General features: G+C 38.1%; 12 protein-coding genes. 3 read left to right on the top strand and 9 right to left on the bottom strand.

From position 1 onward, the window contains the following. Positions 1–41: 41 nt before the first annotated feature. Positions 42–1,475, top strand: a complete 1,434-nt coding sequence (locus I6F48_RS17125) for a tetratricopeptide repeat-containing sulfotransferase family protein (protein ID WP_197119914.1) — start codon at positions 42–44, stop codon at positions 1,473–1,475. A 165-nt stretch (positions 1,476–1,640) separates the two neighbouring features. Here the strand turns inward: I6F48_RS17125 and I6F48_RS17120 are convergent, their stop codons facing one another. Further along, on the bottom strand, positions 1,641–2,543 hold the full coding sequence (locus tag I6F48_RS17120; RefSeq protein WP_197119913.1) for an alpha/beta fold hydrolase: 903 nt from the start codon (positions 2,541–2,543) through the stop codon (positions 1,641–1,643). Between the two features lie 128 nt (positions 2,544–2,671). Between I6F48_RS17120 and rlmF the strand changes: the two genes are divergently transcribed. Both rlmF and ltaE read left to right on the top strand, forming a co-directional pair. Beyond that, positions 2,672–3,604 (top strand): 23S rRNA (adenine(1618)-N(6))-methyltransferase RlmF, encoded by a 933-nt coding sequence (gene rlmF / locus I6F48_RS17115; protein WP_165741400.1) that lies wholly within the window; start codon positions 2,672–2,674, stop codon positions 3,602–3,604. Positions 3,605–3,644: 40 nt separating this feature from the next. Then, positions 3,645–4,649 (top strand): low-specificity L-threonine aldolase, encoded by a 1,005-nt coding sequence (ltaE, locus tag I6F48_RS17110; protein ID WP_024608839.1) that lies wholly within the window; start codon positions 3,645–3,647, stop codon positions 4,647–4,649. Here ltaE and I6F48_RS17105 read toward each other — a convergent pair. The 8 genes from I6F48_RS17105 to I6F48_RS17070 all read right to left on the bottom strand — a co-directional run bounded on the left by I6F48_RS17105 (position 4,623) and on the right by I6F48_RS17070 (position 14,847). Beyond that, complete coding sequence (locus I6F48_RS17105; protein WP_007582344.1) at positions 4,623–5,216, bottom strand: thymidine kinase; 594 nt, start codon at positions 5,214–5,216, stop codon at positions 4,623–4,625. The genes ltaE and I6F48_RS17105 overlap by 27 nt on opposite strands. A gap of 342 nt (positions 5,217–5,558) precedes the next feature. Then, positions 5,559–6,401, bottom strand: coding sequence for an amino acid ABC transporter substrate-binding protein (locus I6F48_RS17100; RefSeq protein WP_197119912.1), 843 nt, complete (start codon positions 6,399–6,401; stop codon positions 5,559–5,561). Between the two features lie 75 nt (positions 6,402–6,476). Then, positions 6,477–6,947 carry a methylated-DNA--[protein]-cysteine S-methyltransferase gene (locus I6F48_RS17095; RefSeq protein ID WP_197119911.1) on the bottom strand — a complete coding sequence of 157 codons (471 nt, stop codon included), beginning with the start codon at positions 6,945–6,947 and terminating at the stop codon, positions 6,477–6,479. After that, positions 6,947–8,299, bottom strand: a complete 1,353-nt coding sequence (locus tag I6F48_RS17090) for a DNA-3-methyladenine glycosylase 2 family protein (RefSeq protein ID WP_197119910.1) — start codon at positions 8,297–8,299, stop codon at positions 6,947–6,949. The genes I6F48_RS17095 and I6F48_RS17090 overlap by 1 nt, the downstream gene beginning before the upstream one ends. 35 nt (positions 8,300–8,334) lie before the next feature. Then, a complete protein-coding gene (locus I6F48_RS17085) occupies positions 8,335–8,985 on the bottom strand; it encodes a superoxide dismutase (protein ID WP_197119909.1) in 651 nt (216 codons plus the stop codon). Positions 8,986–9,001: 16 nt separating this feature from the next. Beyond that, the gene (locus I6F48_RS17080) at positions 9,002–9,508 is read right to left on the bottom strand and encodes a hypothetical protein (protein ID WP_197119908.1); all 507 of its coding nucleotides are present in this window, start codon (positions 9,506–9,508) and stop codon (positions 9,002–9,004) included. A gap of 80 nt (positions 9,509–9,588) precedes the next feature. Then, a complete protein-coding gene (locus I6F48_RS17075) occupies positions 9,589–10,071 on the bottom strand; it encodes a GNAT family N-acetyltransferase (protein ID WP_197119907.1) in 483 nt (160 codons plus the stop codon). Between the two features lie 12 nt (positions 10,072–10,083). Then, positions 10,084–14,847: a PAS domain-containing protein gene (locus tag I6F48_RS17070; RefSeq protein WP_197119906.1), complete on the bottom strand. Its 4,764-nt coding sequence runs from the start codon at positions 14,845–14,847 to the stop codon at positions 10,084–10,086. Positions 14,848–15,047 lie beyond the last annotated feature (200 nt).

Below are 15,047 nucleotides of genomic sequence, written 5' to 3'. Positions count from 1 at the left end.
TTTAATTTTATAGTTAATAAAAATAATAATAATGTCTAACTATGTTACTTAATAAAGCCAACCAATTATTTCAACAAAATAAACTCAAAGAAGCTGAGTTTCATTTTAAAACGCTATTAAATAGTAATCCCGAAAATGGTGAAGCTTTATTTGGCTTAGGCAGAATTGCCCTACGATTAGAGCGTTATGACGCTGCCGTGTACTTACTCCAAAAAGCGTGTGAGCGCATGCCTCATATGCTTGAACCATTACATGCCCTTGCTGATGCATTTAACGGTGTTAATTCGCCAAACGATGCGTTAACGGTGCTCGAATACGCAAAAAAATTAGCAAGTCATAACCCAGAGCCTCATTATTACTTAGCACAGCACTATTTAACACATGGCGAGTTAGATAAAGCCCATACAACCTTTGCTCATGCACTCAGTATTGGGGTATACCCTGTAACAGCTTATATTTTATTTGAACTTGTGCAGTTAGGCCGGTTTGATAAAGAGCATAATTATGTAAGTAATTTGCACCACTTACTAACTCAAACGAGCAATTTACGTTTAAAAATGGTGTGTTACTACGCATTAGCAAACAGTTACGATGCACTTGAAGATACCGAGCAAGCATTTAATTATTTTATATTGGCAAATAAATTACAAAGAAAATTAAGTGAATTTAACACTAAAGGTTTAATCCCTTTTTACGATGAAATAATAAAATACAACACCGAGGAATTTATTGCCTCTGCCGATAAAAAATTTACAGGTAATATTACACCTGTATTTATTATTGGTATGCCTCGTAGTGGCTCTACCCTCCTGGAGCAAATGTTGGCAAGCCATAGTCAGTTTTCGAGCCTAGGAGAAAGTACGAGTATTAGTAATAACGCGGTTGCTTTTATCGAGCAAAAAACGGGAGTTGCTTACCCGCAATGTTTAGCGCATTTAACGCCTGACTTAATCAAAAAAGCCCGCGAGCTTTATATCGCAACATTAAAAACAGCATCGCCCATCAGACCTTTTATAATAAATAAACTGCCGAGTAATTATCAGTCGCTCGGACTAATATATATCCTATTTCCAAATGCCAAATTTATAAACTTAAGTCGCAACTTTAATGCTACTGCGTTTTCTATTTTCACTAATTACTTTGCCGAAAACGAGCCTTATTTTTGCTCACTACCTGAGTTTAAGCTTTACCATAGTGTGTATGAAAAACTGATGAGCCATTGGTACTCCTTTAAAAGTATGCCAATTTATGATGTCAGTTACGAAGATTTAGTGAGCAACCCAAAAGAGCAGCTAACGCAGTTACTTGGTTTTTTAAACTGTCATTTTGAACAGCGTTGCTTAGCGTTTTATAAACAAAAAACACCGGTAACCACGTTGAGTAAACATGCTATTCGCCAACCTATTAATAACGCCGCAATCGCTAAGTGGGAGCGTTACAAAACACCGCTTTTAAAGTTACTTGATGAGAATTAATTAGGGCCTGTTTATCTTTCGAGGTTAAATTTGCAGTAGGCTGTTTGGTATTTAGGCAAGGCAGAGCCTATGTAGTGTGGTTGTTCCCCATAAATAGGCGATAACGTAGCATAAAGACCAAACATGCGCTGCCTTTTGGGTTCAACCCTGAAAGGTCAACAGATCCTACAGATGTGCTTTAAACCAATTAAGTAAATCTTTAAATTGATCATCACGCGCACTTGGGTGGGTAAGCATATTAATATGATCGTAATCAAAATTATGCCCGTGTTTACGACCGTAAATTCGCATTTGTTGAATGCCAGGCCCTGATTCGTCCATAAACTTTTGAATATCGATTGGTTGCGCTAATGCTTTATCTTTTACCGCAGCAATATGAAGCGTTGGCGGTAAATGCAGGTTGTTTAGAGCTTTTGCATAATCAAAATTATCATCAGAATCTATCCATGGCTTCTTTTTAGCCCATTGCATACTTTGATAATGCGACTTTTGAGTTTCGTTATCGCTTCCCAACTTATAACCTTTAGCATTTAAATAGCCGTGTTTTTTAGCAAGTAAAGGTGCCATAAAATACCAAATTAAATTGGCTTGTAATAATTTTTGAGGATGGTTATTAAATAAAGAACGCTTAGAGCCAAAATACACACACGCTTTTACATCATTAATATACTCTGGAAAACGTGCAAACGCGCTGTTCATCAATACCCCGCCCCAAGAGTGAGCGACCCAGTAGTCAGGCTTCTTGCCTTCAATCAACTCTATTTGCTTAATAAAGGTAGGGATGTCTTCTAGGATAGACTCAGTTTGTCCATATTCGGACTCGCTCGAAATAATTGGCTTACTATCACCTCGTCCACGTAAATCAGCCACATAGCATCGGTACCCATGCTCAGCCAAAAAAGGGGCAAGCCCTTTATTAGAATGGGTGTAAAAAATTTTACCGTTTTCTACAGCTCCATGCATAAAAAATACGACAGGCCCTTGCTGATTATCATCGCTGATTCGACGTAAATGAAGTGTTTGGTGAGCGTCTAAATTGATAATTATTGATTGCTGAGAAATCGCCACAGTTATTCCTTTTTATTATTTTCAACTCATCCTACCAGCAATATTAAATATACCAAAGGAAATGTCTGCACTTTACTCATCAGCATTTGTTACAATCACCACATCATATCTGTTGTTAAAATGAAGCCATGAAAGAAAATAAAGCACGTTCAAAATTACACCCTCGTAACCTACATAAAAATGGGTACGACTTCGATTTATTAACAACAGAGCACCCTGCTCTACTGCCTTTTGTTATAACCACACCTGCAGGTACTAAAAGTATTGATTTTAGTGATAACAAAGCCGTTAAAACACTCAATCAAGCTCTTTTAAAAGCACATTATAATATTGATTTTTGGGATATTCCTGAGCACAATTTATGTCCACCTATACCTGGGCGTGTTGACTACATTCATTACTTAGCTGACTTATTAAGTGATGATAATCAACAACAAATACCTTTAGGTAAGCAAATTAAAGTGCTTGATATTGGCACTGGCGCTAACTTAGTTTATCCGCTTACTGGTACAAGTGAATATAAGTGGCATTTTACAGGGACTGATATTGATGCAGCTTCGGTAAAAATAGCAAAGCAAATTGCTCAGTTTAATAGTTTAAAAATAACCCTAAAACAACAAAAAAACGCATCACATATTTTTAAAGGCGTTGTAAATCAAAAAGATCTATATCATTTAACGCTCTGTAACCCTCCGTTTCATGCAAGCGAAGAAGAGGCAAGTAAAGGCAGTGAACGTAAGTGGAAAAACCTAGGAAAAACACCCAGTAGCGCACTTAATTTTGGTGGTCATAATAATGAATTATGGTGTGAAGGCGGTGAAGTACAGTTTATCTCTAACATGATTAAAGAGAGCGAAGACTTTGCAGAGCAAGTACTGTGGTTTACGTCGTTAGTATCCAAAAAAGATAATATTGCAGCTCTTGAAGAAGTATTAAAAGCCCACCCAATAGCACAATATAAAATAGTTGATATGGCACAAGGTCAAAAAATCAGCCGCTTTATTGCATGGACTTACTTTGATAAAGACACTCGTGAGCAAATTTGTAGCGAGCTTGATTAATACCAATTTTATTAAAAACAATAAAAAGGATAAGGCAATCATGATAGATTTTCGCTCTGATACAGTTACAAAACCAACAAACACAATGCGCGATATTATGTACAGCGCACCGGTTGGTGACGATGTATACGGTGATGATGAAAGCGTTAACCAACTAGAAGCCTATGCGTGTAAGCGTTTTAACTTTAAAGCCGCACTTTATTGTAGCTCAGGTACACAAGCCAACTTACTTGCAATAATGGCGCATTGTGAGCGAGGTGACGAATACATTTGTGGCCAAAATGCTCACAATTATAAGTTTGAGGGTGGCGGAGCAGCTGTTTTAGGGTCTGTGCAACCACAGCCTATTGAAAATGAAGCCGATGGTAGCATCCCCTTCAGTAAAATAGCTGCAGCAATAAAACCAGACGATTGCCATTTTGCAAACACGCGATTACTTAGCTTAGAAAATACCATAGGCGGAAAAGTGCTCCCGCTTGAGTACTTAGCCCAAGCTCGTGACTTTGTTAATACGCATAATTTAGCGCTGCACTTAGACGGCGCACGTGCTTTTAATGCCGCTGTTGAGCTAAATATTGATATCACTGAAATCACAAAGCACTTTGACTCAATTTCTATTTGTTTATCTAAAGGTTTGGGGGCGCCCGTAGGCTCTTTATTATTAGGCTCACCAGCACTTATTAATAAAGCAAGACGATGGAGAAAAGTACTTGGTGGCGGTATGCGCCAAGCCGGAATGCTTGCAGCTGCCGGGCAGTTTGCACTTGAGCACAATGTAGAGCGCTTAAAAGACGATCATGCAAATGCACGTTATTTGGCTCAACAATTAAGTGAAATCAGTGGCTTTACTGTAGATATGAGTAACACCACTAATATGGTTTACGCAACATACACTAGCAGTATAAACATTGAAGAGATTGCTGAGGCACTTAAACAACAAGGTATACTATTTAGCCCAAGCAAGCAGCTTAGGCTAGTAACGCATTTAGATATTACGCGCGAAGATATTGATACATTTTTAAATGCTTTGTCGGCCCATATTTAACGCGGCTTTATAATGTTTGCGGCATACCGAAACATATCGGTCATTGCCGCCAATTTCTACTTGGTTACCATCGGCTATTGCTTCACCATTTTCATCGGTACGCAGTACATGGTTTGCTTTACGTCCACAGTGGCATACAGTTTTAAGCTCAACTAACTTATCAGCCCACGCAAGCAAATATTGCGACCCTATAAATAGCTCGCCTCTAAAGTCGTTACGCAAGCCATAACACAATACCGGTATACCTAATTCATCAACCACATCGGTTAATTGCATTACTTGTTCTTTTGATAAAAATTGGCACTCGTCAACTAATACACAATGGCGTTTTTTATCATTGTTGAGTGATTGAATAAGATCAAAAACATCTTTGCTAGCATCAAATACATGCGCATCTGCTTGCAAGCCAATACGAGACGATACTTTACCCACGCCTTGTCTATCATCAATGGCAGCAGTAAGGATCACAGGTTCCATGCCACGTTCTTTATAATTAAATGCAGATTGTAATAACGTGGTTGATTTACCTGCATTCATTGCAGAGTAGTAAAAGTATAATTGAGCCATTGCAGTGCCATTTTATAAAAAGTGCGCTTATGCTACCTTAATATTAAATTAATACCAATTTACAAACGCGAATTTAACGAGGTTATTAGGGCCTGCTGACCTTTCAGGATTAAAATTTGTTCAACCTAGGGGCTATTTAATCGCGGCGTGAGGTTTGTAACCTAGCGGGCTAAGTAAAAACCGAGCAAAGCTTCCGCGTCCTGCTCACGCCCCTTACCTACATCCATGTAGGCAACAAAGAGTAAATTGCCCCTAGGCAGAACCCTTCGGGCAGCGCATGTTTGGCATTTATGCTGCGTTATCGCCTATTTATGGGGAATAACCACATATATAGGCTCTGCCTTACCTAAATACCAAACAGTCTGCTGCAAATTCAACCTCGAAAGATAAACAGGCCCTAAGTGTTTGTAAATATTTAATATAGATAGGTGCACTTTCAAATTTTGATAACCACTGCCACATTTGCAAGCTTAGAGCGTTATTTTCTTCGTAGAATTGTTTTGAAAAAATAAGATAACCATGGCTTGTTTCGTACGGTGGGTAAATCGGTTTAACGTTATTACCTTTATACGGATAACTCGACACTTTTAAACCATCAACTTGGCATATATCAACGCTCGCCTGCACCACGCCCTTATCTAGCAACTCAAAAGCTTTGCTTTTAGAAAACGTATTATGAATAAAAAATGGTTCTTCTTTCAACGCGCTATTTAGTCCATAGCCATTAGGAATAGCTATCGTAAATGCTTTATTTTGAAATACTTCGCGAGTCTCCCATTCTTTATGAAATTTATAACGCCCTATAAGGCAGCTACTAAATTCACTTACTGCATAGTCATCTTGTAACTTACCTTGCTGATCAACAGGGTAAACAGCAAGGTTTTCTCGTTCTTTGCGGTAACTGGCAATAACAGCATTAACTCGATTAAATTCTAAATCGCTTAAGCATCTACGCCATGGTTTTCTAACAAACTTAATCTCAACACCATCAATCGCTTTATCTAATAAACTTAAAACCTCAACTGAGGCATCAGGTTGATCAATAGGTATAGCCTTATCAACACCTAAAAATAGTGGTGCTGCATTTTTATCTTCATAACAAAAAAGTAATTCTTTGGCCGTAACGCCATCGCAAAAAACAATACACTTCAAAACAAAAATATAAAGTAACGTTCTAATTTTCATAGTGATTTTTATTTATAAACTAAATCTACAGTGTAGTATGTAGAACTAAACATACAAAATATTCGTTAAATTAATTTACATTAATCCTTCGTGTTTCAGCAACCAAAGTTTCCTATCAAGCCCACCAGCATAGCCCGTTAACTTTGCATTTGCGCCAATAATTCGGTGGCAAGGCACTATAATGCTAATCGGATTTTTACCATTCGCAGCACCTACTGCCCTCACTGCTTTTGGGTTATTGAGTTGGTTTGCAATATAGCCGTATGTTTGTGATTGCCCAAAAGGCACCGTTAATAGTGCTTGCCATACGCTTTGTTGAAATGCTGTACCGTTTGTATCAAGTGGTACATCAAAAGTAGTGCGTTTTTTTGCAAAGTACTCATTTAACTGCGCAGCACAAATAAGCACCGCCTTGTTAGCGACTTGCTCAAATGGCGTATGAGGGTGTTCAACTGGTGGATAAAACCCAACGTAACTCACGCCTTTCTCGGTCGCTTGAATAATTATGTCGTCTATAGGGCTCGAAATGGATGTTTGAATGATCATTATAATTGCTGCCAAAGTTGAAAAGTTAAGTAAGAGCGAAAAGGAGCGCTGTTAGCAGGTACGAAAGGGTTTGCCGCCGCTTGAGCTTTTTTAACACCTAAGTCGCCATCAAGTAATATATCGGGCTGGCTTTGCCCTCGCAACTTTGCATAATTTACTGTCCAAGGACCAATTCCCTTTAAATTAAGCCATTCGTCTAAATCGTCATTTTCAGGATTTAGTGCACAAAACTGGGCTAAGTTGTGTAGCGCATTTTTGCGTGCTTGTGGCATTTTAAAAAATGCAAAATCACTATTAGCGACAATTTTAGCCGTAGGGAAGTAAATAACACCGCCCTCTTTTTCGCCTAATTCATCAACTAACTTTGTTACTAAATTATGCGCCGCAGTAACACTCACTTGTTGTCCGAGTACCGCCCTTATACCGGCTTCAAAACTTGACCAAATCCCTGGAAGTCTGAGCCCTTCACACACTGTAAACGCATTGTTAATATTGGCGCTTAAATGCGTTTCAATTAAATTAATATCGGCATCTAAATCAAGCACACGGCGTATATTATTTATAACGGGTTGTAAGTACACCGTATTGTCTATATTGATAGATACACTAAAGTGGTTTTTACTCGCTATAAATTCAGCGGTAAAGCTTCCTTTATATTCCTCACTTGCAAAAGTACGTCCGTAGCTCGTTTGTGTTATCCACTCCATTGGTTTTATCAAGCGCCGTTGTAAAAAGCCCTGCAAAGCAGGCCAATTATAAGGCGGCCTAAATGGTAGCGTTAAAGTGAGTGTTGATGTTGGTTTTTTATCGCCACTGCGCAGCTTTGAGGGAGCTATATTTAACTGCTGTAAAAAAGCATCATTAAAGCGCCTAATGCTTTTAAAGCCAGCGGCAAATGCTATTTCGGTAAGAGGTAAATGTGTTTCTTGAATCAGCTTTTTAGCAAAGTGACACTGGTTAAATAATCGGTATTGCGTAATCGACACGCCAAAATACTGCTTAAACAACTGTCTTAAATAACGACTACTTACACCTAAACGAGCTGCTAATTTTTCGCAGTCGTGCTCATCGTGCTGATCAATTAATTGCTTAGCTCTCAGAGCTGTGGTTTTTGTACCCTGCCAAGCAGCGCTGCCTGGTGCGCTATCGGGTCTGCATCGTATACATGGCCTAAACCCAGCTTGGGCTGCATTATGTGCAAACTGATAATACGTGACGTTTTTTTCGTGTGCGGTAGGAGCTGGGCATATTGGTCTGCAATATATGCCCGTACTTTTAACAGCAACATAAAAAAGCCCGTCAAAACGTGGATCGCGGCTCTGACGTGCTTTTTGCCAATGTGAATTGTCCATAAGCGGCTCTGTAAAATAACCTAATAGAGTCTAGCTTATAGAAAAAAACTCACTTTACTAGCCATATTCGGAACTCTACTAATAGCAGCTAAGTAGCGCTTTTCAACTTCAGTCCAATTAATTACATTATAAAAAGCAGCGATATACTCAGGGCGCTTATTTTGATACTTCAAGTAATAGGCATGTTCCCATACATCAAGTCCCAAAATAGGGATATTCCCTTGCATTAAAGGGCAATCTTGATTAGCGCTATTTTGTACAATCAGCTTTTCATCTGGCATGACGCATAACCACGCCCAGCCACTACCAAATTGGCTAATTGCAGCGGCTGTAAATTCCTCTTTAAATTCATCAAAACCGCCGAGTTGCTCATTTATAGCTTGGGCCACAATACCTTCAGGTTTACCACCTCCTTGCGGGCTCATTACTTGCCAAAACAAACTGTGATTAAAGTGCCCACCTACGTGTTCTTGAACCGCTTTTTGCAATTGAGTGGGCAGCTTACTTATATTAATAAGTAACTCCTCAGCATTTACGTTGGCATATTCAGTGTTCTCTAATGCTATATTAGCCTTATTTATGTAGGTTTGATGATGTAAAGTATGATGAATATACATTGTTTTACTGTCTATATGAGGCTCAAGCGCATCGTATTCATAATAAAGTGCTGGCAAGGTAAACGCCATAAATTACTCCTTTATTTTAATGTAGCAGGCTGTTTGTTGAGTCTTTAGAGCATAAGCAAAAATTCACTTGCTCAATCAGTTCTGGAAAAGAAGGATAACGCTGTACAAATGATACAAGTTCAGAGGAAGTTTTAATGTAATGATGCTTACTCACTTTTTGTATATCGTAATGAGTATGCTTAATTAATGAAGAGAGTGTTAAGTGTACTTCGCATAACCATTTACATGCATTTTCAGGCTGTTGCATAGCAATATAGGTATCAGCTAAATTATGTGAAGCAACAACAAGTGCGGGTATACAATGCTCAATAGCATGAATGGCATTATTATTAATCTGAGCGTATAAAAACTGCTGAAGGAGATGATCTGCGAGTGTTTTGGCTAATAAGTATTTATCGCGTGCTTCGAGTAAAGCACCTTGTTCAAATGCATAATTACCTTGCATTATGTTCGACTGCCAAGGGCTTAATGCTTGTTCAAGATAGAGTAGATCTGGCTGGGGCTGTTTTTGACTTGAGATCATATAATCATCTGCACATTTAATTATTGAGTGTGTATTTAACTTACACACCCAACAACGCAAATGCAAATGATTTTCATTAACTATTTAGCGAAATCTAATAATTCCTGCCCTGTTAAGCGATATATAATCCATTCGTTTTGTGGCTTTGCACCAATGCTATTGTAAAAATCGATAGCGGGTTTATTCCAATCAAGGACCACCCATTCAAAACGGCCACAGTTATTACTAATCGCATTATTAGCTAAGTGCTTCATAATGGCTTTGCCTGCACCATTGCCACGACTATCAGGGCTTACATATAAATCTTCTAGGTACAGGCCATTTTTACCTAACCAGGTAGAGTAATTATAAAAATATACTGCAAAACCAATTGGCTCATCGCCTTCTAAACAAATTATGCTGTGCGCGGTTGATCCTTCGCTAAACAAAGTATCTAGAATTGCTTGTTCATCTGTTTTTACCGCATCAGGTTCTTTTTCGTATGTGGCAAGTTCGGTAATAAAGTGCAAAATTGTTTTTGCGTCACTTGGTTTTGCATCACGTATTATAACGGGTTTACTCATTGTATTTTGACCTTAAATATACAGCTCTAATTTATCTTTTAAAATATCTAATTGAATAGGTTTACTCAAGTAATCATCCATTCCAGCAGTTATACAGCGCTCTTTATCGGAGTCCATTGCATTAGCAGTGATGGCAATAATTTTTATATTTTTGTGCTGCTCACCCGCGACCCCTTCGCGTATAGCTGCAGTTGCCCCAAAGCCATCCAAAACTGGCATTTGGCAATCCATAAGTACAAGCTTAAAGAATCCTGAATCATGCGCTTTTAATATATCAATTGCCAATTGACCATTCCCGGCAATCGTAACGTCACAATTAAGCTTTTTGAGCATTAATTTAGCCACCTGTTGGTTAATGGGATTATCTTCTACAAGTAGTATTTGGGCAGATTCCTGCACCTTTTCTTTTTTAAGTGACGAAATATAGCCTGACGTAACAAGTGGAAGTGTCTCGCCTGCATCATTACTCGTTATAACCGACAGTGCAGAAATTAAATCGGCAGTGGTCACAGGTTTAGGAAAATATGCCTGAAAGCCAGCGTCAGAATAACGCTGAGCGCCTTCCATACCAGCAATACTAGTCATCATTACAAGTGGCATTGATTTATAATGTGCATGTGCTTTTAGTGCTTTACAAAGCTCTATGCCGTCCATTCCTGGCATTTGCATATCAAGCACTGCAATATCGTACATACAATTTTTGCTTTCATATTGCTGCGCGCACATATCAAGTGCTTGATGTGCATCGCATGCAAGCGCAACCTTAGCGCCCCAATGCTCAAGCTGTTGTAAAATTACTATCCGATTTGTTTCGTTATCATCAACAACTAAAACCGTTAACTCTTTCATATTAATATTAGGAATATAACGCTCTTTTTGATCGCCAGGGGTCAGCATTATAGTGGCAGTAAAGGTACTTCCTTCGCCGGCTTCACTACTAAGAGAAATTGCCCCACCCATTAGCTCACAAAGCTGCTTACAAATAGCCAGCCCTAAGCCACTGCCCCCGTATTCACGCGTTGTTGATGCATCTACTTGAGAAAACGGAGTAAATAATTGCTGCTGTTTTTCTAAACTGATCCCTATACCTGAGTCTTTTATACTGACAATAAATTCTAAGCCTTGAGCCACTTTATTAACTTTCGCACTTACAACAACCTCGCCTTTACTCGTAAACTTAACGGCGTTACTTAGTAAATTAGTAAGTACTTGGCGAATTCGCCCAGGATCACCGCATAACTGCGAAGGTTCAAGTGCAACCAAATCTAAAATTATTTCAATCCCTTTGTCTTGAGCTGTAAATGCTTGCGCGGCAGCAACTTCACCAATTAAATCGCGGGCATTAAAGTTAATTTCTTCAAGCTCAATTTTACCCGCTTCAGCTTTAGAAAAATCTAAAATATCGTTAATGACACCCAATAAAGAATGTGCACTTGTTTTGGCTATATCGACTTTAGTTTCTATTGGTTTAGGTAATGACTCTAATTGAACAAGCTCTAGCATACCGAGTACACCATTCATTGGCGTTCTTATTTCGTGACTCATCGTTGCTAAAAACTGGCTCTTAGCAATAGCTGCATCCTCTGCTTTTACAAGCGCAACTTTAAGCTCTTCACTAATTACTTTTCGTTTTTGAGAAACCAACGTACTGCCCACTAAAGTAGCTAATGATCGAAGATAGGTTTCTTCACTTTGCGTCCAATAGTGGTGCTCGCCAACAGTTTCAGCACATAAAATACCTAAATTACCATCGCCTGTTGCTATAACTGCATCAAGTATTGATTTAATATTGAGTGGTTTTGCATACGCTTCTATAAAATCAACAGTTGCCGGATGAGTATAAACATCATCAATAGCCACTAAGTTTTGCTCATAAATGGCGTTATAATATGCAGGATAGTCTTTAGCAGTTAAAACAGCATCTGTATCTACAAACCCTTGCCCATCTATATATAAGCTATGACACGCCATCACGTCTCGTTGTTCGTTAAAAATCCATACCGACGCACGTGCAATATTTAGCACTTCACACATAGATTTAACCGCTAGCTTTTTAACTTGCTCTACATCACTATTTTGCACTTCAGGTGCGACTGTAAGCGCGGCTAAATTTTTGTTATAGCGGTTTGCTTTTTCGCTTTCGAGTTCAAGGCGTTTATGTGCGTCAATACTTTGAAATGAGCCAAAAACACGCACACATTTACCATCTTTAAACTCTGTTTGCCCCATCGATTTAACCCAGCGTTCTTGCCCAGCATAGGTTAAAATAATAAGTTCAACACTCCAGCTTTCACCTAATGTTACTGCGCATTCAAACAAAGTATTTATAGTATCTCGGTGCACTCCTGGTTTATAAAAATCAATTGCGGTATCTATCCTCGGCTCAAATCCCTCTGGTACTTCGTGGATAACTTTAACTTCATCAGACCAATAAAGAGTATGTGCTTCTAAGTCAATTTCCCATGCACCAATCTGCCCTTGCTTACTCATTGACTCTAGCAAGCTTTGCTGACGATTTATTTTTAATTGCGTATTGTATCGCTCTGTAATATCTAAAATAAATCCATCTAAATACAAAACGTTACCAGTTTCATCGTAAATTGCTTGGCCTTTTTCATTTACCCAATGCAAAGAGCCATCGCGAGCTGTAATTCTATACTCAACAGACCATGACTGCTTAGCACTGGCACAGCGTAAAATTTCAGCTTTTATTTTTTTAGAATCGTCTTCGCATATTAAATCAAAAAAGCTTAGAGCATCATTGCCTATCAACTCATCAGGTGAATAGCCTGTTATCTCACTTGCTTGCTCACTCATATAAAGTGTGCTTAATTTATCATCAAATTTACACCGATAAATAATACCCGGTATATTTGATACCAAAGATGCAAATCTATCTCGGCTTCCTTGCAGTTCAAGTTCAGTTGCTTTTTTATCTGAGATATCTAAGTGAGTACCTATCATTCGCTTAGGCGAACCATCACTATTCCATTCAACCACTTTAGCTGTATCAAGCACCCACACCCAGTGGCCATTTTTATGCTTCATACGCGCTTCACTTTCGTAGTAATCTGTTTCACCAGCAAAGTGCGCTTTTAGCTTTAAGTCTGATTCAATTAAATCCTCTGGGTGAATAAATTTATACCAAGTTTGTATTGTACAAGGCTCTATTTCACTCAGTTTATACCCTATAATTTCAGCCCAACGGTTATTTAAAACAGCTACGTTAGTATCAATATACCAATCCCAAATACCTACAGCAGTTGTATCTATCACTAACTGCAACTGTGTTTTATGCTGCTCAAGTTCTAGTTCTTGCAGTTTAAGAAATGTCATATCGGTACGAATAGCAATATAGCTTTGCGGTTTACCGCTTTCATCTAAAAATGGCGCAATGGTCGTATCTACCCAATAAAAACCACCATGCTTCGCTTTATTGCATATTTGCCCGTTCCATACATCTCCGCGTTTGAGGGTTTTATACATATTTTTAAAAAATTCTTTTTCGTGCTTTCCTGAATTTAAAATACGATGGTTTTGACCTATTAATTCATATTCATCATAGCCACTAATTTCGCAAAATTTCTTATTTACAAAAGTAATGGTGCCATGCAGATCAGTTACTGCAACAATGGCATGTTCATCTAATGCGCTTTTTTGCTCAGCTAATTGTTTTAATGCAATTTGAAGTGCAGAGCGTTGTTTTTGCAGTATGCTTTGCTGTTCTGCTTTTACGGCCACTAACTTACGCAGGCCTAATGAAAGCTGATTAAACTCTATGCTGTCGTTTATTATTGGCACTTTAACCACATCACCTTTGGTGATGTTTTCAACAATTTTAGCTAAGTTAATTAAAGGACGAGAAAGCCGACGACCAAACCACCACGACGACGTTAATATAAGTAGTAACGCCCCCATATTTGTTAATATAGCGAGCTGCTTATAATAATTAGACCCTTGCAATGCAACGTCTTTTGGTTTTGATACAAGTAATTGCCAACCAGATTCATTTAAAAACTCTAAAGAATTAATATACCCATATAAAGTGGCTTCATCTTTATTACTATAAGAAAAAACACGTTGTGTTGGTGAGCCATTCTGAGAGAAAAATAGTGGTTGGGCATCGTCTGTATTATTACTCTTTTGAATTTTATTATTGTGCATAACATAAAATGTTATGTCTTTATTAGCTGTGTGTATTTTACTTAGATTATTCAATAAGCCGTTTAAATTTATATCTGCGAGCAATATGGTTTGTAACTTATTTTCGTCATTTAATACCGGTAAACCAATAATATGATACTCACGCCCTGAGACAGTCATTGACTGAAATTGAATTTCTCCTGTATTTTTAATACCAGAACGAATGTCGTTAAAGCGTTGATCTTTAATAACATTAAAAAAGGGGGATGTGGGGAGTGAATTAACGAGGTCTACATCAATAAGCTCTACATTATTAACAAAGTCGTACTGCTCAACAAATTGACTGATTAATTTTTGCTTTTTAGCAGGGCTAATATCAAATTGTGTCCTGAGCAAATATAAGTCTTTAACATGGTCCGCAAACCAAATATCAGCAAATTGCTTACCTATATTATTGAGCTCGTTTAGTTCAGTGTCTGCATTTTGTTTAAGGGTGCGATTTACGTGTTCAAGACTAAACCACGTAAGTATACAAAGTGGCCCTAAGGCTATAATTATAAAGGTTATAATTAACTTACTTCGAACAGATTGTCCTTTACCTGTTAATTCACCAAAGTTTAAACCTTTGTCCATGCTTAATACCCAGCAGCTTTTAATCATTTAATATTACTTACATTAATGCACTAAATATATAAAGACGCAAGTTTTGAGCTCAGGGTAAGATTACGTAAGCTCAATAAATAAGCTGTAAAACTTTATCTGCATAATCAGTATCGAGTGCAGCTTTGAAACGCTTAGCTTTCAGACCTTTTTTACAGCTTTTTTCAAGTTTC

Origin of the sequence: Pseudoalteromonas sp. SWYJ118, assembly GCF_015864505.1 — a bacterium.
GTDB classification, from domain to species: Bacteria; Pseudomonadota; Gammaproteobacteria; order Enterobacterales; family Alteromonadaceae; genus Pseudoalteromonas; species Pseudoalteromonas arctica.
The sequence above is the reverse complement of the archived record's forward strand: the minus strand, read 5'-3'. Positions and strand labels throughout refer to the sequence as shown.